Source organism: Flavobacterium sp. AC105, assembly GCF_979258495.1.
This window is the reverse complement of the sequence record NZ_OZ409860.1, coordinates 1,883,952-1,903,101: the sequence shown is the minus strand read 5'-3', so window position 1 is coordinate 1,903,101 and position 19,150 is coordinate 1,883,952. Positions and strand designations below refer to the sequence as shown.

The 19,150-nt window shown below is 32.7% G+C and carries 20 protein-coding genes and 1 other RNA gene; 7 read left to right on the top strand and 14 right to left on the bottom strand.

What is annotated here, in order from left to right; all coding sequences use genetic code 11:
• Positions 1-22 precede the first annotated feature (22 nt).
• On the bottom strand, positions 23-2,137 hold the full coding sequence (locus ACZ0AH_RS08500; protein WP_463475372.1) for a TonB-dependent receptor domain-containing protein: 2,115 nt from the start codon (positions 2,135-2,137) through the stop codon (positions 23-25).
• A 298-nt stretch (positions 2,138-2,435) separates the two neighbouring features.
• Here ACZ0AH_RS08500 and ACZ0AH_RS08495 point away from each other — a divergent pair, with 298 nt between their 5' ends.
• Positions 2,436-3,794 carry a sensor histidine kinase gene (locus ACZ0AH_RS08495; protein ID WP_463475371.1) on the top strand — a complete coding sequence of 453 codons (1,359 nt, stop codon included), beginning with the start codon at positions 2,436-2,438 and terminating at the stop codon, positions 3,792-3,794.
• Positions 3,795-3,804: 10 nt separating this feature from the next.
• Entirely contained in the window at positions 3,805-4,494 is a 690-nt protein-coding gene (locus ACZ0AH_RS08490; RefSeq protein WP_463475370.1) for a response regulator transcription factor, read from the top strand.
• 29 nt (positions 4,495-4,523) lie between these two features.
• Here ACZ0AH_RS08490 and ACZ0AH_RS08485 read toward each other — a convergent pair whose 3' ends face one another.
• A complete protein-coding gene (locus tag ACZ0AH_RS08485; RefSeq protein WP_463475369.1) occupies positions 4,524-4,946 on the bottom strand; it encodes a hypothetical protein in 423 nt (140 codons plus the stop codon).
• Between the two features lie 277 nt (positions 4,947-5,223).
• On the opposite strand from ACZ0AH_RS08485, the gene ACZ0AH_RS08480 reads away from it, so the two are divergent.
• Positions 5,224-5,418 carry a hypothetical protein gene (locus ACZ0AH_RS08480; protein ID WP_074663588.1) on the top strand — a complete coding sequence of 65 codons (195 nt, stop codon included), beginning with the start codon at positions 5,224-5,226 and terminating at the stop codon, positions 5,416-5,418.
• 1 nt (position 5,419) lies between these two features.
• On the opposite strand, the gene ACZ0AH_RS08475 is transcribed toward ACZ0AH_RS08480, so the two are convergent.
• The 3 genes from ACZ0AH_RS08475 to rnpB all read right to left on the bottom strand — a co-directional run bounded on the left by ACZ0AH_RS08475 (position 5,420) and on the right by rnpB (position 8,100).
• Positions 5,420-6,337 carry a ketopantoate reductase family protein gene (locus ACZ0AH_RS08475; RefSeq protein ID WP_463475368.1) on the bottom strand — a complete coding sequence of 306 codons (918 nt, stop codon included), beginning with the start codon at positions 6,335-6,337 and terminating at the stop codon, positions 5,420-5,422.
• Positions 6,338-6,501: 164 nt separating this feature from the next.
• Positions 6,502-7,743, bottom strand: coding sequence for a cation:dicarboxylate symporter family transporter (locus tag ACZ0AH_RS08470; RefSeq protein WP_463475367.1), 1,242 nt, complete (start codon positions 7,741-7,743; stop codon positions 6,502-6,504).
• 30 nt (positions 7,744-7,773) lie between these two features.
• Positions 7,774-8,100: RNase P RNA component class A (rnpB, locus tag ACZ0AH_RS08465), an RNA gene on the bottom strand.
• 124 nt (positions 8,101-8,224) lie between these two features.
• Here rnpB and ACZ0AH_RS08460 point away from each other — a divergent pair.
• Positions 8,225-8,518, top strand: coding sequence for an SH3 domain-containing protein (locus ACZ0AH_RS08460; protein WP_463475366.1), 294 nt, complete (start codon positions 8,225-8,227; stop codon positions 8,516-8,518).
• 332 nt (positions 8,519-8,850) lie between these two features.
• Here the strand turns inward: ACZ0AH_RS08460 and ACZ0AH_RS08455 are convergent, their stop codons facing one another.
• From ACZ0AH_RS08455 to ACZ0AH_RS08445, 3 genes are all read right to left on the bottom strand, one after another.
• Positions 8,851-9,222, bottom strand: coding sequence for a LysM peptidoglycan-binding domain-containing protein (locus ACZ0AH_RS08455; RefSeq protein ID WP_463475365.1), 372 nt, complete (start codon positions 9,220-9,222; stop codon positions 8,851-8,853).
• 6 nt (positions 9,223-9,228) lie between these two features.
• The gene (locus ACZ0AH_RS08450) at positions 9,229-9,705 is read right to left on the bottom strand and encodes a BON domain-containing protein (RefSeq protein WP_463475364.1); all 477 of its coding nucleotides are present in this window, start codon (positions 9,703-9,705) and stop codon (positions 9,229-9,231) included.
• Between the two features lie 190 nt (positions 9,706-9,895).
• Positions 9,896-10,381, bottom strand: coding sequence for a cupin domain-containing protein (locus ACZ0AH_RS08445; RefSeq protein ID WP_463475363.1), 486 nt, complete (start codon positions 10,379-10,381; stop codon positions 9,896-9,898).
• 260 nt (positions 10,382-10,641) lie between these two features.
• Between ACZ0AH_RS08445 and ACZ0AH_RS08440 the strand changes: the two genes are divergently transcribed.
• The 3 genes from ACZ0AH_RS08440 to ACZ0AH_RS08430 all read left to right on the top strand — a co-directional run bounded on the left by ACZ0AH_RS08440 (position 10,642) and on the right by ACZ0AH_RS08430 (position 13,252).
• Positions 10,642-10,869: a hypothetical protein gene (locus ACZ0AH_RS08440; protein ID WP_463475362.1), complete on the top strand. Its 228-nt coding sequence runs from the start codon at positions 10,642-10,644 to the stop codon at positions 10,867-10,869.
• 629 nt (positions 10,870-11,498) lie between these two features.
• Positions 11,499-12,584: a DNA polymerase III subunit gamma/tau gene (dnaX, locus tag ACZ0AH_RS08435; protein WP_463475361.1), complete on the top strand. Its 1,086-nt coding sequence runs from the start codon at positions 11,499-11,501 to the stop codon at positions 12,582-12,584.
• A gap of 95 nt (positions 12,585-12,679) precedes the next feature.
• The gene (locus ACZ0AH_RS08430) at positions 12,680-13,252 is read left to right on the top strand and encodes a DNA polymerase III subunit gamma/tau (RefSeq protein WP_463475360.1); all 573 of its coding nucleotides are present in this window, start codon (positions 12,680-12,682) and stop codon (positions 13,250-13,252) included.
• A 109-nt stretch (positions 13,253-13,361) separates the two neighbouring features.
• Here ACZ0AH_RS08430 and ACZ0AH_RS08425 read toward each other — a convergent pair whose 3' ends face one another.
• The 6 genes from ACZ0AH_RS08425 to ACZ0AH_RS08400 form a co-directional block, all read right to left on the bottom strand.
• Positions 13,362-13,940, bottom strand: a complete 579-nt coding sequence (locus ACZ0AH_RS08425) for an NAD(P)H-dependent oxidoreductase (RefSeq protein WP_463475359.1) — start codon at positions 13,938-13,940, stop codon at positions 13,362-13,364.
• A gap of 56 nt (positions 13,941-13,996) precedes the next feature.
• Entirely contained in the window at positions 13,997-14,557 is a 561-nt protein-coding gene (locus ACZ0AH_RS08420) for a Crp/Fnr family transcriptional regulator (protein WP_463475358.1), read from the bottom strand.
• Positions 14,558-14,915: 358 nt separating this feature from the next.
• On the bottom strand, positions 14,916-15,497 hold the full coding sequence (locus ACZ0AH_RS08415; protein ID WP_463475357.1) for a TMEM175 family protein: 582 nt from the start codon (positions 15,495-15,497) through the stop codon (positions 14,916-14,918).
• Between the two features lie 127 nt (positions 15,498-15,624).
• Complete coding sequence (locus ACZ0AH_RS08410) at positions 15,625-16,515, bottom strand: Ppx/GppA phosphatase family protein (protein ID WP_463475356.1); 891 nt, start codon at positions 16,513-16,515, stop codon at positions 15,625-15,627.
• Positions 16,516-16,544: 29 nt separating this feature from the next.
• Positions 16,545-18,626, bottom strand: coding sequence for a polyphosphate kinase 1 (gene ppk1, locus ACZ0AH_RS08405; protein ID WP_463475355.1), 2,082 nt, complete (start codon positions 18,624-18,626; stop codon positions 16,545-16,547).
• Positions 18,627-18,631: 5 nt separating this feature from the next.
• Positions 18,632-19,117, bottom strand: coding sequence for a SixA phosphatase family protein (locus ACZ0AH_RS08400; protein WP_463475354.1), 486 nt, complete (start codon positions 19,115-19,117; stop codon positions 18,632-18,634).
• Positions 19,118-19,150 lie beyond the last annotated feature (33 nt).

Sequence of the window (19,150 nt, the reverse complement as noted above, 5' to 3'; positions counted from 1 at the left end):
GACAAAAAGCTAATAATTTTCTTTATCGAACTCTGTCTGAATTCTCATCAATAGTTTTCTCTTTAAATTCTGTTTCCTTTATTTTTCCGAAAGAATATTTTATTGCAATTGAAACTTCCTGTGCATCAACTACATATCTTGCTTTTGAACTAATATCGTTAATCGTAAAATTTTCCGTTTCAACTACATTTTTAAAAACATTATTCCAACTTAAAGTACAATTCCAGTTTCTAGAAAACACTTTTGAAATTGCCATATCTACCAGAAATCGCTCATTTCGTTCAAAGACACCCTTCTTTTGTTTGGTTAATCCCCAAAAACTTAAAACAAATGAATATTCTTTTGGAAGTTTAAATTCGTTATTCGAATAATAATATAAATAGGGTTTTGAAGATAAAAATACAGCCGAAGCATCTTCTATTTTCTCTAAAATAAAAACCAGCGAATTCGTATTTGTCCAGAATTTATAGGTAAACGGCACTTCAAAATCTAAATTAATTCCCCATTCCTTATCAAAATTTACATCCTGAAACGTCATTATATTCTGTTCGTTATCAAATGAAAAGCTGTTATAAACCGGATTTCTATTTTGATAATAACTTAGTTTTACTGATTTATCATGATACTGAAAAGTAGATGAGATTTCATTAATAATAGTTGGATCTAAATTGATATTTCGAGCATACAAAAAATATGGATTAATATAAGTTGAACCCTGACTTAAAGATGAATAATTGGGTCTTGCAATACTTTTAGCATAATTTATACTAATACTTTTTGTACTGTCGATTGGAAAAGTAAATTGTGCTTTCGGAAAAAAATTGGTGTAATTTTTATCAATCAAAGGGAATAAATCCGTCTTAAATTTTCCGTTAACCTTCGTATTCTCCACTCTAAAACCAACTGAAAAATCGACTTTTTTGATTTTTCCCGAAAGCTGACTATATCCCGCCAGATTCTCTTCTTTAAAATCATAATGACTCAGATCATTTTTATTGGTTTCATAATAAAATATATCAAAATCAGATTTTGAATTCGCAGAGGAATACAATCCACCCACTTCAAATTTCATTTCGTTTTTAAACTTTTTCTCTACATCAATTCTTCCTGAAAAAACAGCAACTTTAAATTTTTGATCTCTATTTTGTGCCAATTCAAATTGTGTATCGTTAAAATTATTTTCGACCTGACTTAACGATGTCTGATCAAAATCTGAATACTGAAGACCGGTAAAAACCTGCGTGTCAATTGATTTTATTTTTTTAGTATAATTTAAAAATGAATTCACAAAATTCTTTCTGCCACTATTATCACTATCCGTTAAAACATGATTTTCTACATTCTTATTTTTATTATCCGTAATTGTATTAATCGGAAAAGCGTCTGTTTGCAGCTTACTGTTAACATTAAAAGAGAAGGAATCGTCTTCGTTTATTTTATAAAATAAACCACCGCCAAAAACAAATTGTTTTCTTTTAGTATCAGCGGTTACATCATATTTAGACGCAATATCAGCATTTGCAATTTGATAATCGATACTATGATTTTCCCACGGATTCAGTCGATTGTAATTAAAGTTTGCCTTCCATTCGAGTTTATTTTTCTTGAAACTTGAATTAAATCCCAAATAATTATTATAGTTTTTCCTGAAAGAAGTTACTTCAGAAATATCAGTTTTAAAACTATCTTTTTTACTGAATTTCCTGGTAATCAAAATCACAGAACGTCCTTCGGCTTCATATTTTGAAGATGGATTCTGGATAATTTCGATGGTTTTAATATCGGCTACAGCCAAAGTATTCAAATCATTCATTCCAACTTTTTGATTGTCAATGTAAATGAGTGGATTTCCCCTGCCAACAATTGAAATACTTTCCTTATCTGAACTAATTTGAACCGTTGGAAATTTTGCCAATAAATCGACCGAATTGGGAATCGAACTGTAAATAGAATTGGCAACATCTACTTTTATATTTCCGTTTGTATTAGTAAAAGTTTTCTTGTTTTGAGTAATAACAACTTCATCCAGTTTATTCGAAATACTGTCTTTTTGCGTTTCATTCTGTGCATTCGCAGCTAGAGAAAAACAAAATAATAATAAAATTAGGAAAAGTTTTAAAGGCAAATAAATGTTCATTTTTTGATTGATTTTAGATTGAAACATTGCAAAAGTGCTTCTAAAAAAGAGTTCCGAAGGTTAATTGAAGGTTAATGCGGGGTTAACGTGCTTTTGAAACTATAAAAACATTATTTTTGAACTAAGAAATTTTACTAATCAGCATGCATTAATTTCACGCAGATTCAGCAGATTTAGGCAGATTTAATAAGATTAATTTTAATCTGCTCAAATCATTTTTAAATCTGCGTGAAAAAATAAAAAACCGTGTAAACCCGTTCAATCCGCGTCATCCGCGTGCCATAATTTAAAACAAGTAATGAAACAAAGAATCAATTTATTAATCGCATTTTCAGTAATAGCTCTGATCGTTTTATCAACGGTTCAATGCTATTTGGTAAAAACGACTTACGATTATAAAGTGGCCCAGTTTCATACCGAAATTAAAAATGAAATTGGTCAGATTTCCAATAATTATAGTGACATTGATTCGGCAATTGTTTCTAAAAAAGAAGCGCTTTACAAGCAATTATCTGAGAATTATATTCAGGGCAAAAAGACCAAATTTGAAATCAAAAACAGTATTCTTGAAAATGAATACAGAGATATTTTAACACAAAAGATCCAGCGTAAGTTTGAACGCGAATTACCCAATCTTAAAATAGATTTTGCAATTGTACTGAACAAATTTATTCTGTACCAAAGCAGGAAAAAAAGAGATACTATTTTCTCTGAAAAACCTTTTATCCGAAACAAATTATACGGAAATCTGGCCTCTTTAAATCATGCTTTTTTAGTTCGGAATTATGTTGGCACTACAAACGGAACTTTCGCAAACCTGGATTATAAATTATTGACAGAAGATTCGATGTACGTTTCTGTAATCGACTGGGAAATGATTATCTTAAAACGAATGACTTTCATTCTGATTCTGTCATTATTTTCGATTTTAACACTTATCACGCTTTTTGTAATTGCCTTAAAAGCTTTGATAAAACAAAAAAAAGTAAGCGATGTAAAAACTGATTTTATCAATAATATTACACACGAACTTAAAACACCATTGGCAACTTTAGGTATTTCAACTAAAATTTTAGAACAAAAAAACATTCGTGATAATGACGAAAACTTTACTTCGATCGTTAATACGATTTCGCGCCAAAACAATCGTTTACAAAATTTGATCGATCAGGTTATGGCAAATTCATTGGCCGAAAATGAAATCGAATTGCAAAAAGAAAAAATAGAAACCGAAGATTTTCTGCTTTCGATTATAAATGATTTTAAAATTACATTTCCAAAAATCAATCTTCAAACTGATTTTCAAACTCAGAAAACAATTTTAGTTTTAGATAAATTCCATCTGACAACTGCTTTTTTAAATGTTTTGGAAAATGCCGTAAAATATGGTTCAAATACGATTACAATAAAAACAAGAATAGTCCAAAATCAATTTTCCGTTAGTATTGAAGATGACGGAATTGGAATTGAAAAGAACAAACAATCACTTCTTTTTGAAAAATTCTATCGCGTAGAACAAGGAAATCTTCACAATACAAAAGGTTTAGGTTTAGGATTGTATTATGTCGATCAAATTATAAAAGCACATCAGGGCTCTGTTAATGTTGTGAGTGATTTAGGAAAAGGAACTCAGTTTACTATTTTATTAAAAGTTTAATAATCTTATTTTGAAAAAATTACTTTTAGCCGAAGACGATTTTGATTTTGCAGCCATTTTAAAACAATATTTAGAACTGCATCAATTTGAAGTAATTTGGGCAGAAAATGGAGAAATAGCTTTGGACTATTTTAAAAACCAGACTTTTGATATTTGTATATTTGATGTCATGATGCCAAAAATGGACGGGTTTTCATTGGCTGAAAAAATAATTACAATCAATCCTGAAATTCCATTTATTTTCCTGACTGCAAGAAAGTTAAAAGAAGATAAAATCATTGGTTTAAAATTAGGTGCGGACGACTATATCATAAAACCTTTTGAAGTCGACGAACTGATTCTGCGTTTACAGAATATTTTAAAGAGGATTGAGCAAAAGAGAACGCTTCAGGGAAATAATATAATTGAAATTGGTTCTTATATTTTTGATAATGAAAGATTGACCCTGAATAATAAAAATCATGTCCAGCAGCTTACAGAAATGGAAGCTTCTCTTATTGAGTATTTATACCTGAACCATAACCAGTTATTAAAAAGAGACCAAATTTTGATGTCGGTCTGGAAAAAAGATGATTATTTCTCAGGCCGAAGCATGGATGTTTTTATCAGCAGGCTTAGAAAATACTTTAATTCAGATCCAAAAATCAGCATTGAAAGTGTGCGTAATATTGGCTTAGAATTTAAAATAAAAAAATCTTGACGAATCAAGTTTTTTTATTTTGTTAAGAATTATTTTCCGATTACCCAGCCTAAAGTAAAGTTCCCTACGGGTACAAATTCTGTATCATATTTATCAAAATTCACTCCGGGTCCTACATTAAATTCCAGATTAAATCTTCCTTTGTAAGTGCGTTGTATCCCCCAAAGTGCGGCGATAGTAAATGATGGTTCATAATTGCCATATTCACTATTAGTTGAGAGTGATCTAAAATTATAAATTGCATTTCCGGCAATATAATTTCCTGAATTAAAAGCTGTTCTTTTTCCTTTAGCAGCTCTTTTTTCTAAATTATAGTAATGACGAAATTGCTCACTAATGAGTGGAAAAATATACACATTTCCATCGTTATAATAACTATTATATTCATATCCAATACCTAAAGCTATTTCTGAATAGAGCGTATTTTTTTCTGAAAATCCGTGTTCATACACAAATCCCGGAAATAATATATTGATTTTAAACTGATATAAAAAGAGCAGATAATAGCAAGAACAAGTATTTTATTTTCATTTTGGTTTGTTAATTGGTTACCACAAAAATAGAATTTAAACCATACAAATGTGTTAAATGTTAAACTATATTTCTTACATTCAAAAAATTAGTTTTCTGATGTTTTTACTGTGAATCATATAAGTTATCAAAGCAATTCTATAACGCTGAAAAAAGGTAACATAAATACATTTGTAAAGAACATTAAAAACTAAAATCATGAACCTAAAAAGATTATTTGGAGGATTACTTACCATTCTGGGAATTGTAGGTCTTATTTATACAGCTGTTATATTTGCTGGTACTTCAGGAGAAACAAGAGATGTAAAATCATTGATTATTTACGGTATACTTGGAATCGTATTTTTTACATCCGGAATCAGTTTGGTACGTACTACAAAAGACGAATCATAGATTACGATAATAATTCACTTGCAATTTTTTCGTAAAGCGGCGTTTTTATACCATACTTTAAACCTTCATTTACAACAAATTGCGTTAACGAAATCGCCTCGATATTTCTTCCGGCCAGTAAATCTCTGTGCATGGACGAAGTTGCATCTTTGGGCGTTTTCTCGAGTTTTGCAATTGTTTGAGCGACAATATCCTCAGGCAATTGTAGACCTTTTGCTTTGGCTACAGCATAAATTTCGTTCAACAACTCTTTATAGACTTTCTTAGATTCTTTATCGTTTAAAATCTCACCAATATTCTGATTGAGATAAGAAGTTGCTGATGCTAAAGCCGAAATAAAAATAAATTTCTCCCAAACTGTTTCTTCAATATTTTCAACCAAATAACTTTCTATTTTGGCCTTTTGAAGTATGTTTTGCAATTCTTCTAATTTAGCAATTGCAGCTGTTTTTGATCCGAAAAATAACTTTTCATAAAAGCCTATTTTCCGAATTGTTCCGGGAGAAAAAATCATCGAAACGATATAAACACAACCTTGCAAAACTTCATTTTCAGGAAATATTTTTTGAATGCGTTCCGGTGCATCAACACCATTGTATAAAGGCAGAATGGTAGTTTCCGGATTGATACATTTTTTTAAAGAAAGCAAACTTTCTTCTATGTCATACGTTTTGGTAGCGCAGATCAAATAATCCAAAACACCAATTTCATCCGGATTATTAGAAACCAATTTGGGATGAACGATAATTTCAGCATCATCTGTTACAATTTTTAATCCGTCCTGAGCGATGACTTTTTGGTTTTCACCACGTGCAATAAAGATTATTTCAACTTCATCTGATTCGAAATAGGCTTTCGCTAAAAGTCCGCCAAAATAACCACCTACTCCACCAAGTCCTAAAATTCCAATTCTTTTCATAAAATTTCAATTTTAAAAGTTCCAAATTCTAATAAATTGCTGAACTGCTTGCGCTCCTTCGGCTTCCCTCAGGATAACAAAAATGAGAATAAAAAATCCGCATAAATCTGCGCTTTCGCGAAAGCGAATCCGTGTCATCCGCTTGCCATTCTACGTAACGTAAATTATTCCTCTAAAACAGGATCTAAATTCAACTCTGTAAAATCACGTTCGCTTTTCGAAATTATAATTGTAGCTACCGTATTTCCAATCAAATTTGTAATGGCTCTTGCTTCGCTCATAAATTTATCAACTCCTAACAAAAAAGCCAAACCTTCTACGGGAATTTTATGGAGGGCTGTCAAAGTGGAAGCCAAAACAATAAATCCGCTTCCGGTAACGCCTGCAGCGCCTTTTGAGGTAATCATCAAAATCCCGATAACGCTCAGAATTTCGAAAAAACTTAAATGCACATCATATAATTGCGCCAAAAATATTACGGACATCGACAAATAAATCGAAGTTCCGTCGAGATTAAAAGAATAACCCGTAGGAATCACCAAACCAACAACTGATTTACTGCAGCCCATTTGTTCCAGTTTTACCATAATACTTGGCAAAGCGGCTTCAGATGACGAAGTTCCCAGAACCAATAAAAGTTCTTCTTTGATGTATTTTAGAATCGAAAGAATACTGATTTTATAATATTTCAGAATACTTCCTAAAATCAAAAATACAAAAAGCGCCATCGTCATATAAACACACAACATCAATTTACCAAGCGGAATTAAAGTCTGTAAACCAAATTTACCAATTGTGTAAGCCATTCCCCCAAAAGCACCTAAAGGAGCCAAATACATAACATATTTCAATCCGAGGAAAACAACTTTTGAAAATCGTTCCAAAACCAGAATCGTTTGTTCGCGTTTTTTATAAAAATTTAATAAAATACCGCAAATAATAGCAGCCAAAAGAACCTGTAAGGTAAAATTAGAAAGAAAAAATTGCAGCCACGAAAAGTTTTCGGCGCTATGAGTGGTATATTTACTTGCATCCTGCAATGCCAATCCGCTTCTGTCTATTTTTCCGGGTTGAAAAATGTATGCAATTGCAATTCCAATCGCCAATGCAATTGTCGAAACCACTTCAAAATAAGTTAAAGCTTTGATTCCGATTCGGCCCACTTTTTTAAGATTTCCCATTCCGGAAATTCCCAAAACAATCGTCAGAAATATAATTGGACCAATAAAAACTTTGATCAGTTTGATAAATGAATTTCCGATTATTTCCATTTTTACACCATTTTCAGGCGAGAAATGTCCGAGTAAAACTCCGGCAATAATGGCAATCAAAACCCAAAAAGTAAGATTGGTAAATAAAATCGAAGAGAATTTTTTTTTAGGTTGTGGCTGGTTAGTTATATTCATAATTAATTACTATTTTTCTTACAAATATATAAAAAATGCAGACCTATAAGCCGGATTCTGTAAATACTAAATAAAATTTAATATTCCCTTATCATTTATCTAGACTCATAATTACTCATAAGCTCAAGCTACCTACCCTTCAGCAACGAACGAGAAGCCCTTAAATGCTGATATACTTGGTATTTCACCGCATAGAGTTTACCTGGTTTCACTACAGCATTACCTGTACATACTTTCTGTTGCACTTGTCCTTGCGCTATTGCTAACGCCGACGGGTGTTACCCGCTATGCTTCTCTGTGGTGTCCGGACTTTCCTCCCTCCCAATAAATTGGAACGACGATAAGGCGGTCTGCGTGGCAAAAGTAGCGATTTATCAGCTAAGAATAATGATTTTAAATTTGAGTTTTTCGCCTTATTTTCATAACAATTTAATTTTAAATTAGTTATCTTTAAAATCCATAATTTTTAAATTCAATTATCATGACTAGAATGTATCATTACGCAACTGTTTCAAAAGCTTTAGATCAATTGCATGAAAAAGGATTTACTTATGATTTTAATCTGAATGCTGATATGATTAAAAAAAATCCTGAAAAATTTGAAATTGTTCATGTGTATCGATACGAAGGGGAATCAGACCCGGGCGATGAGGCAGTTGTATACGGAATTAAATCTATTACAGGTAAAAAAGGAGTTTATGTAGCTGGCTTTTCTGCTGACTCAGATTTGGAAACGTCTAAGTTTTTATTCGATTTGAATATAAAAGGCAGGTGATTTTCAGGAGCTGTTTCCTGCTGTCCGCTATATCTTTTCCTGGCTAAAGAAGCCAGAAAAAGGATGCCGCTCCATCAGGGCTAGGGCTTTAGGTTTCATAAGAAACAATTATTTTAATAGTTTAAGTCATTGCGAGGAACGAAACAACCACACTAATAAGTGATTCAGCAAATGAGATTGCTTCGTTCCTCGCAAAGACATAAAATGAGCGTGAAAATAAAAGAATAAAACCATTTAAATCAGCGTCATCCGCGTGCCATCTCTCCATACAAACCATAAAAAAAGCCCATCATAAAATGACAGGCTTTTAGAAAAAAACTCAATAAACTAAGTTATGCCGTTGGAATTTTTAATTTCCAACCCGCCTGAATCAAATCAGGATTTTTGATAATATCTTTATTGGCTTCATAAATGGCATTCCATGAAACGCCATGTGCTTTTCCTATTTTTGATAATGAATCACCGCTTACAACGGTATATTCTGTAGTAGCTCCTTCGGCAACCTCAATATTCATTACTACATCTGCCGATCTAAAATCAGGATCTATTTTTCCGTAAGCTTGCCAAAGTTTCTCTTTGTCATCTGCAGATTTTGCTGTACCGTCAATATACAATACATTATCCTGATCTCTTACTTGCAAATTTGATACTCCTAAATTAGCCGCCAAATCTGTTAACTCTTTATATTTATCTTGTAAACTCATGGTTTCTTATTTAATAATTAACTTATTATCTACTTTTTTAGGTTTCAATTCCTGCACGCTTTTAATTAAATTAGGCAACTGACTTCTTTTAATTTCTCCTGTAAGCGTAACAACACCGCCTACAACAGTCGCACTAACACCATCATAAGATTTTATAACTTTACTTAATGATTTGTCTAATTCTGTATCCGGACTAATTATAACAGCTGCAGCAGCAGTTTCTTCCGGAGCTATAATCTGGCAATTGTTCACCACAGATTTTACACCTTTAACGGTTTTTATAGAACTTTCAACGCTTTGTTTGAAGGCATCATCCTTACAAACTCCTGAAATTGTTGCAACACCATCTTGTACTGTAACCTGAACCTCGGGCGTACTGCTTAATTTTTCACTAATTTGTTTTTGAATATCTGCGTCTTTAGGACCACAAGCCACTAATGAAACAGCAAGACTCATTCCCAATAAAATCGATTTAATTTTCATAATATTTATTTTTTAAAATTAACTAACCTTAAAGTTAACGAATAAAACAATTAAATATTACAAAATAATCTTACAAATTTTACATTTTAACCATTTATTAAAATTAGCCTACAAAAAAGTCCTGAATTTTACGGTTCAGGACTTTGACAATTTAAAAAATCATAAGATGTTATTTATCAAACCATTACATTTAATCGAAATAGTTTTCAGGATATAATTTCTGTCCGTATTTTTCAAAAATGGTATTTATATTTTCTTTATTTTCAATTTCGGTTTTTGAAATAGCATTTTCTAAATAACCAGCCATTTCTTCAAATAATTCATCTAATCCGGCGGGCGTTACTGTACACAAAAGTTTAGCCGGTTTATCGCTTAGGTTTTTAAAACCATGAACAATTCCTCCTTTTGGAATATTGACGAAAGAGTTTTTCTTCGCAACATAACTTCTTAATTCCGATTTAAAAGAAACTTCGCCTTCCAGAACAAAAAATGTCTCTGCAAAATCAGCATGCGAATGCGGATTTGGTCCCGCTCCCGGAGGAACCGACATTTCGATTACGGCATATTCTCCATCAGTTTGTTTTCCTGAGATTATGATTCGGTAATTTCCTCCGGCGATATTTAATTTTTGACCTTCGGTTTCATTGACGGTTGTTATTGGAATTGGTGTTTTCATTTTTAAGGCATTTTTAATTTGCTTTTCTATTTTAAATTTAGTCTACTCAAAATTAAAACTAAATATATTTAAAAAATAAAATATAATCAATCCGAAAAAAAGAAGAAAACTTCAAGAGCAATTTGATAATCAATAATTTATTAAAAATATAAATATTTCTGATGTTATTTTATTTCCTTTTAATTCTGTAAAGCATTCCAATAAAGATATAACCCTCTTATATCTAAGTACATGTACTTTTATAAAAAAAATTATAAATAATGATACATCAATTAAAACCTTCGATATTAGTCGAAACACCATTAGGAACTGGTCAGGCTATTTTTCTTATTGATTACGGAATGCATCAAAATACGTGTTGGGTTGTTGCCTTGCAGGACAATGGCGTTATAAAGCATTTTGACTGTAACGATGTCATTCTTTCTACAAATTACACGTATGGAATGAATATGAGAAAAAATAATTTTAAAGATGAAAAAAATCCTTAATTCTGGCTGAATTAGGCTTTTTTGTTATTAATTGTTACACCATATTGATTGTTGTGCAAAAGCGTGCACAGTTATTATAATTATATTTCTCATCTTTTCTTAACTCCCGATTTTTCCATAACGTTGTTGTTCAGAAAAATACAGTACTACATTCTTTCCATTCTTTTTGTATGGATAAAATAACTCATAATTTCCGTTGTGAGAACTATATCTTAGTTCATCACTATTTTGGTTGAAAACACGATTCAGAATACAAAAATCGAATCTCTAATTTTATCCATATGGATGAGATTGCTTTCGCCATGGCGAACAGGTAGTTCCTCGCAAAAAACTTGATTGTCGAGCTACTCGCGGATTGCAAGGACTTTTATTGTCGACAATGTTTGCGATCCTTCGACTTCGCTCAGGATGACAAACGTTAAGAAAAAAAATCGGTAAAAATCCGTGTTTTCGCTTTAACGAATCCGTTCTATCCGTGTTCAATTTCATGAAGCATATAATAAAAATTGTTAATTTAAATCGCTTACTTTCTCATATTCAAAACACTCAAAATCTTCTCTAAGATTTATGATTTTCAGATTTGTGATTTGGTAATTTTCAGCCTATATTTGCTATCGAATAAAAAGAATATGGAACAATTTGTTGTATCGGCCCGTAAGTATCGCCCGCAAACCTTTAAGGATGTTGTAGGTCAGAAAGCCATTACCAACACTTTGCTGAATGCTATTGATAGCAATCACCTTGCTTCTGCACTTTTATTCACCGGACCGCGAGGTGTTGGAAAAACGACTTGCGCACGTATTTTGGCGCGTAAAATAAATCAGCCCGGATATGATGATCCCAATGAAGATTTTGCTTTTAACGTTTTTGAGTTAGATGCGGCTTCAAATAACTCGGTTGATGATATTCGCAGCCTGATTGATCAGGTTCGAATTCCGCCACAAACCGGACAATACAAAGTTTATATTATTGACGAGGTTCATATGTTGTCTTCGGCAGCTTTTAATGCTTTTTTGAAAACATTGGAAGAACCGCCAAAACATGCTATTTTTATCTTAGCAACTACGGAGAAACACAAGATTATTCCAACGATTTTATCGCGTTGTCAGATATTTGATTTCAAAAGAATTACGGTAAAAGATGCTAAAGAACATTTGGCTGAAGTTGCTACAAGTCAAGGAATTAATTTTGAAGATGATGCTTTGCACATTATTGCTCAAAAGGCTGATGGTGCAATGCGTGATGCTTTATCGATTTTTGACCGTGTGGTTTCTTATTGCGGCACTAACTTAACACGTCAGGCTGTTACCGAAAATTTAAATGTTTTAGATTACGAAACCTATATCAATATTACCGATTTACTTTTAGAAGGTAAAATTCCGGATTTATTAATGGCGTACAACGATATTCTTTCAAAAGGTTTTGACGGACATCATTTTATTGCTGGTCTGGCTTCGCATTTTAGAGATTTACTGGTAAGCAAAACGCCTGCTACTTTGAGTTTGCTTGAAGTGGGCGAACAAGCACAGCAATTATATGGCGTACAGGCTCAAAAATGTTCGCAGGACTTTTTATTAAAAGGAATTGATATTGCAAATGACTGTGATTTAAAATATAAATTAAGTCAGAATCAACGCCTTTTAGTCGAATTATGTTTGATGCAACTGGCCTCTATCAACTTTGATGGAGAAAAAAAAAAGTTGAGCAATTCATAATTCCGCCTACTTATTTTAAAAATGGCGGATATTCAATTACCGAAGTTCCAAAGTTAAAATCCCAAATTCCAGCAACTGAAGTTGAAAATCCAAGTTTGAAATCCCAAATTCCAAACGTGGAAAGCAATGCTAATGTTGAAGCAAAACCTGAAACTCCAAAAGCAGAAACTTCTGTAACTCCACAACCTGAAGTTAGCAATGAACCAAAAATTTCGGCTTTTTCCTTATCGAGTATTCGCAAAAAGAAAGAGTTGGAAGCAAATAGCAGATCTTTTGTAAAACCTTCTTCTATATTGCCAACGGAAGAATTTACAGAGACCGAAATGCTGGTTGAATGGAATAAATATGCACAACGATTGGGCGATAAAGGTTTTAAAATCATGGAATCGTTATTATTGATTAACGATCCTACTTTGAACGGAACGGTAATTACCCTTGAATTGCCTAATGAAGGTTCTAAACTGGATTTCGAAGGTCAGATCCATGGTCTTTTAGGGCATTTAAAGGGACATTTGCACAATCATGACATTACTATTGAAGTTGTTGTAAATGAAACTATCGAAACTAAAAGAAGTTTTAACGATCAGGACAGATACAATCGTTTGATGGAAATCAATCCAAATATTGAACTGTTACGAACTACATTTGGATTGGACTTAAACGCATAGTATCTAATTAACTTTTTTTTGCCACGAATTTCACAAATCTACACTAATTTTTATATGTAATGTGTGAAAAATAATTCGTGCAGATCGTGAAATTCGTAGCAACCTATTTTTACTTATTTCTTAAGCCGAAATCAAAAACTTTTTCCAGCCATTTTATTCTCTGTGTTTCATCTGAACCTTTTATGATTCCGATATAGGTAACTTTTACTGGTTTTATTCCACAAAATTCTAAAGTCGATTTCTTTAATTGATTCACACTTGGTCTTCCGTAATAGAATCTGTAATACCAGCCTGGCTGATCGAGAGTTGTAATAATATGCGCCGTTTTGCCTTTTAGCAATTTATCCCACCAAACAGAATTTTTACGGTATTGAAAAGCCATTCCGGGCAAAAATAATCTGTCGATAAATCCTTTGGTTATTGCTGGCAAGCTGCCCCACCAAACCGGATGAATCCAAACTAAGTGATCTGCTTTTTTAATTTTTCCCCATGATTCTAATAAATCCGGTTCTAATTCGGTTCGTTTTTGATAACCGAACTTCAAATTTGGATTAAAATTTAATTCAGCAATTGTAATGGTTTCAACTGCTGCTCCGGATTGAATTGCGCCTTTTTTATAAATATCTGCTATTGCAAAATTGAAACTTTCGGGATTTGGATGTCCGTTTATAATCAGTATTTTTTTCATGTGATTCTTTTTAACAAAAATACTATTCTGATAAAAATGGTTACCGGACAAATGTCCTATAAAATTTCTTTTCTGATCCGGCTTAAATGCCTTGGTGTAATGCCTAAATAAGAAGCTAAATATTGAAGCGGAATTAACCGGATATATTTTTGATGATTTAAATATAGTTCTTCATAACGTTGTTTTCCTGATAATTTCTGAAAAGAAATCATCCGTTTTTGAAGCGTTACATATTCCATTTCAGTCAATTTCCTCCCTATTTCCTGCCAATGAATTCCTAATTGATATAGTTTTTCTAAGCTTTCACGTGTTATAACTTGTAATTCTGTATCGGCTATAGCCTGAATATTTTCTTCAGCTGCATTTTGGGTAATAAAACTGGAGAATGAGGCCATAAATTCGTTTTCGAAAGCAAAACAATTCGTGATTTCATCGCCCTGATGATTAAAGAAATACGAACGCAAAATGCCGCTTTTGATAAAAACGATTTCATTACAAACCTGATTTTCTTTTAATAGAAGTTCTCCTTTTTTGAGTGTTCGAAAAGTAATTAAATCATCTAATCGATCTAATTCTTCTTGAGGTATTATTTGTATGGATTGAAAAACGGATTTCATTTTATTCTAGTGTTAATAGGATGTCGCTCTACTGGAGCTTTGATCCCAATCGTATATTTATGCCTAATAAATCTCTCCCAAAATCGCAAGATTAGTCATTTCGACGCAGGAGATATCTCCATAAGTAACTCCGTAACACAAATCCAATCTTTGTCGAGCTTCTTGCGGAGATATCTACTGCGTCGAAATAACAATACTGTGTTTAAACTTTGCGTCTTTGCGCCTTTGCGAGATTAATTTTATTTTTCAAAAAGCTTAACTTAATGACATTGTCCGTAGGGACTTTATATTTATAGAATTTACAATTCGCCAGATCAAACTCCATCGGGATGGAATCTATTTATGCTATTAAAAGAAATTAATCTTTTGGTGCAAAAATTCTTTCGATTCTTTTATCCGGAATAAGCCACAGCAACGCGACGATAAAATAAGCTGCTCCGGAAATCCATTCGTTGTAAAACGAAGCTGCAATTCCTAAAATGTATAAAACAGAAGATGCGTGTCCTTTTAAATCTCTTCCTATCACTTTGGCTAATAATGAATTTCTTCCTTCGTTAATGATGATAATTCGCTGCAAGATAAAGTATGATATTGAGCATAAAAGCAATACAACACCGTATAAAGTCATGGATGCTTTTGCAAAATTGTGTTCTCCCATCCAGCCGGTTGCAACGGGAATTAAGGACAACCAGAAAAGTAAATGCAAATTTGCCCAAAGAATTTTTCCGTTGATTTTGCTCAGACTGTGAATTAAATAATGGTGATTGTTCCAGTAAATTCCAACGTAAATAAAACTTAAAACATAACTTAAAAACTTAGGAATAAGTGGCTTTAAATCGGCAAACTCAACTCCGTGAGGCACTTTGATTTCTAAAATCATAATGGTAATGATAATGGCTAAAACGCCATCACTAAAAGCTTCGAGTCTTGTTTTGTTCATTTATACAGGTTGAAATTTAAAAAAAGTTTGCCGCAAATTTCACAAATTTAAACTAATTTTTCATTCGTAAATGTAAAATTTAATTCGTGTAAATTTGTGAAATTCGTGGCAAAAAAAGTTTTCAAAATTATATTTTACCGTAATACATTGCTTTTACAATTCCGTCAGAAAGTCCTATTTTCGGAACATAAATCTGGCGTGCTCCGCTCCATTTCATCGCGTTCAGATAAATTCTGGTGGCGTGGATAATAACATCGGCACGGTCAGAGTTCAATCCTAATTCGGCAATTCTTTGTTCGTACGTCAATGAATTTAAAAAGGCATATTGCGAATTGATGTAAATGTACGAAAGTGGTTTTTCCTGCTGTTTTCCGGACATTTTAAACAATTTATTGATGTTTCCGCCAGAACCTATTAAGGTAACCTCATCATAATCTGCAGTATTGGTTTTGATCCATTTTTCGATTTCATCCCAAACCACTTCATGAACCATATTATTTAATAAACGAACTGTTCCTGCTTTGAACGATCTTGAAGTAATCATTTTTCCATCAGAGAAAAGTGTAAATTCAGTACTTCCACCGCCAACATCTACAAAAAGATAAGTTTCGTCATTTTTTAATAAATGATGTAAATCAGTTGAAGCAATAATTGCAGCTTCTTTTTTACCATCAATAATTTCGATTTTTATGTCGGCTTTTTTCTTAATTATAGCCACTACTTCTTTGGCGTTATACGCTTCACGCATGGCCGAAGTTGCAAATGCCATATAACGTTCTACTTTATGTACTTTCATCAAAAGATTGAATGCTTTCATGGCATCAACCATTCGATCTATATTTTCTTCTGAAATTTCTCCAACTGTAAAGGCATCTTGTCCCAAACGAATTGGCACACGAACAAGCGAACTTTTATTAAATTGGGGTTCTTTGCCATCTTGTTCTACAACATTTGATATTAGAAGCCTCATGGCATTTGAACCAATATCTATTGCTGCATATTTCTTTATATTAATCATGCTCACTTTATGATTTGAAATTGTTTTTGTTAATTTATTTTCTGTGGAACTGCTTCTAAAATCGAGATTTTATCCTGATAATATTTATAGGTTTCCAATTGAGCTCTAAATGGGGCATGATGGTTTCTAGGCTTATATTTATTATCTAATTTATAGGAATGGTATCTCACTTTAACATTCCCTTTCCATGCAATATTAAAATTATCTATTAGTTCTTTCTTGATTTCAAGATCATAAATTGGACACGTAACTTCTACTCTTCCGTCAAGATTTCGGGTCATGAAATCAGCAGAAGATATGTAAACTTCGGTTAAACCGGCATTTCCAAAAATATAAACTCTTGAATGTTCCAGGTAATTATCGACGATACTTATGGCTTCGATATTTTCGCTCATTCCTGGAATTCCGGGAATCAAAGAGCAAATTCCTCTTACCTGAAGCTGAATTTTTACTCCGGCATTGCTGGCTTCGTATAATTTATCGATCATTTTAAAATCAGATAAACTATTCATCTTCAATTTTATGTGGGTTTTTCTACCAGCCAAAGCGTGCAGAATTTCACGATCGATCAGTTTTATAAATTTTGTTCTGGTATAATGCGGCGATACAATTAAATGTTTGTAACGGTGCACTCTGTAATTGATATCGAAGAATTCGAATATTTTTGAGATGTCTTTCAAAATTCCCTGATGGCAGGTAAAAAGTGTAACATCTGTATAAATCTTTGCGGTAGATTCGTTGAAATTTCCGGTAGAAATAAATCCGTATCGACGTGTTTTTCCTTCTTCGGCTCTTTCGATTACACAAATTTTACTGTGCACTTTTAAACCTTTAATTCCAAAAATAAGTTCGATTCCTTCTGTTTGCATTTGTTCTGCATACGAGATATTTGTTGCTTCGTCAAAACGTGCCTGAAGTTCGATCTGAACCACTACTTTTTTCCCGTTTTTGGCAGCATTAATCAAAGAGCTAATGATTTGCGAATTCTTGGCTAAACGATATAAAGTAATTTTTATACTGGTTACTTTTGGATCTAAAGCTGCTTCACGCAAAAACTTCGTCAAATACGAAAATGACTGATATGGCGCGTGTAACAGATAATCTTTTTTACTGATTTTTTCTAAAATACTTCCGCCCAGACTCAAACCCGGAATTGGCAAAGGTTCGTTTGGTTTATAGAGTAAATCGTATCTTCCTAAATTTGGAAAATTCATATAATCACGACGATTGTGGTATCTTCCGCCGGGAATTATACTATCTGTTTCTACGATTTTCATTTTATCGAGAAAGAAACGTAACGTATCATCTTCGATTAAATTATCATATATAAAACGAACAGGTTCTCCTATTCTTCTGTCTTTTACTGAAGTGGCGATTTTTTCGAGCATACTTTTACTCAAATCACTATCGATATCCAATTGCGCATCACGCGTAATTTTGATCATATGTGCCGAAACACTTTTATAATCGAAAATATTAAAGATGTTTTTCAGGTTATAACGAATTACGTCATCGATCAGGATAACATAATGTTTATCGTCGTGCGATGGCAAAACGACAAATCTGTTTATGGTTTTAGGGATTTCGATAACGGCGTAGCGAACCTCATCGTTTGTATTCATTTCCAGACGAACGGCCAGATATCCTAAAGTATCTTTAAGAATCGGGAATTCGGCCAAATCATTCAAAATGATTGTAACTAATTCAGGGCTTAGTCTTTGTGTAAAAAAATCTTTTAGAAAAGTTTGCTGATCCGGCGTAATTTCATCTTCATTTATCATAAAGATATTTTCGGCTTCAAGCTCCACTTCGATATTGCCCAGAATACGTAAACTTTCTGATTGCTGCTGAATAACAATTTCAGTAATATCCTTAATTAATTGATGAGCAGAAACGCCGCCTAAATATTTTTCGCCAGAGATTCCAGAAAGACTTAACCTTCTAATTGCGGCATAGCGAACTCTAAAAAATTCGTCTAAATTGTTCGAAAAAATTCCAACAAAACGCAACCTGTCTAAAAGCGGAACGGTATTATCTGCTGCTTCCTGAAGCACTCTTGCATTAAACGCTAACCAACTTTTTTCTCTATCGATATATTTCTGTTCGTACACTTTATTTATTTTAAATCTTTGGGGAAAATTGTTTTATGGGTTTTGCCTTTATTGATAGTATTCCAACTTTCTGCATCAAACTGCAATGATACAAATCCTGAGGTTGGAACGTTTTCGATAAAAACATCCCCAAATTTATTAACAAAATTTGTAATAGCCTCGTTATGTCCAAAAAGAATAACGCTTTCGAAACTATTATCACATGATTTGATAACCTTTTCGAGCTGTTTGTCATCAAAAGTATAAAGGTCGTCTTTATAAACGATACTTTCTATAGGGTATGAAATGTTTTGAGCAAAAATCAATGCCGTTTCTGAGGCGCGCGCTGCTGTGCTGCTCCAGATAATATATGTTTTAGGAAGAAACTTCGAAATAGTAGCTGATACATCATGTGCATCTAAAATTCCTTTTTTCATTAAAGGTCTGTCAAAATCCTTTAAAGGTGCTTCCCAACTTGATTTAGCATGACGTATTAAAATTAAATTTTTCATAAGCAGAAGTATTTAGAAATATCGTATTAGAAT

Bases quoted from the DNA above. Each gene is read 5' to 3' on its own strand.
- ACZ0AH_RS08500 (WP_463475372.1), bottom strand. From the start codon at position 2,137: ATGAACATTTATTTGCCTTTAAAACTTTTCCTAATTTTATTATTATTT.
- ACZ0AH_RS08495 (WP_463475371.1), top strand. From the start codon at position 2,436: ATGAAACAAAGAATCAATTTATTAATCGCATTTTCAGTAATAGCTCTG.
- ACZ0AH_RS08480 (WP_074663588.1), top strand. From the start codon at position 5,224: ATGAACCTAAAAAGATTATTTGGAGGATTACTTACCATTCTGGGAATT.
- ACZ0AH_RS08475 (WP_463475368.1), bottom strand. From the start codon at position 6,337: ATGAAAAGAATTGGAATTTTAGGACTTGGTGGAGTAGGTGGTTATTTT.
- ACZ0AH_RS08470 (WP_463475367.1), bottom strand. From the start codon at position 7,743: ATGAATATAACTAACCAGCCACAACCTAAAAAAAAATTCTCTTCGATT.
- ACZ0AH_RS08460 (WP_463475366.1), top strand. From the start codon at position 8,225: ATGACTAGAATGTATCATTACGCAACTGTTTCAAAAGCTTTAGATCAA.
- ACZ0AH_RS08455 (WP_463475365.1), bottom strand. From the start codon at position 9,222: ATGAGTTTACAAGATAAATATAAAGAGTTAACAGATTTGGCGGCTAAT.
- ACZ0AH_RS08450 (WP_463475364.1), bottom strand. From the start codon at position 9,705: ATGAAAATTAAATCGATTTTATTGGGAATGAGTCTTGCTGTTTCATTA.
- ACZ0AH_RS08445 (WP_463475363.1), bottom strand. From the start codon at position 10,381: ATGAAAACACCAATTCCAATAACAACCGTCAATGAAACCGAAGGTCAA.
- ACZ0AH_RS08440 (WP_463475362.1), top strand. From the start codon at position 10,642: ATGATACATCAATTAAAACCTTCGATATTAGTCGAAACACCATTAGGA.
- dnaX (WP_463475361.1), top strand. From the start codon at position 11,499: ATGGAACAATTTGTTGTATCGGCCCGTAAGTATCGCCCGCAAACCTTT.
- ACZ0AH_RS08425 (WP_463475359.1), bottom strand. From the start codon at position 13,940: ATGAAAAAAATACTGATTATAAACGGACATCCAAATCCCGAAAGTTTC.
- ACZ0AH_RS08420 (WP_463475358.1), bottom strand. From the start codon at position 14,557: ATGAAATCCGTTTTTCAATCCATACAAATAATACCTCAAGAAGAATTA.
- ACZ0AH_RS08415 (WP_463475357.1), bottom strand. From the start codon at position 15,497: ATGAACAAAACAAGACTCGAAGCTTTTAGTGATGGCGTTTTAGCCATT.
- ACZ0AH_RS08410 (WP_463475356.1), bottom strand. From the start codon at position 16,515: ATGATTAATATAAAGAAATATGCAGCAATAGATATTGGTTCAAATGCC.
- ACZ0AH_RS08400 (WP_463475354.1), bottom strand. From the start codon at position 19,117: ATGAAAAATTTAATTTTAATACGTCATGCTAAATCAAGTTGGGAAGCA.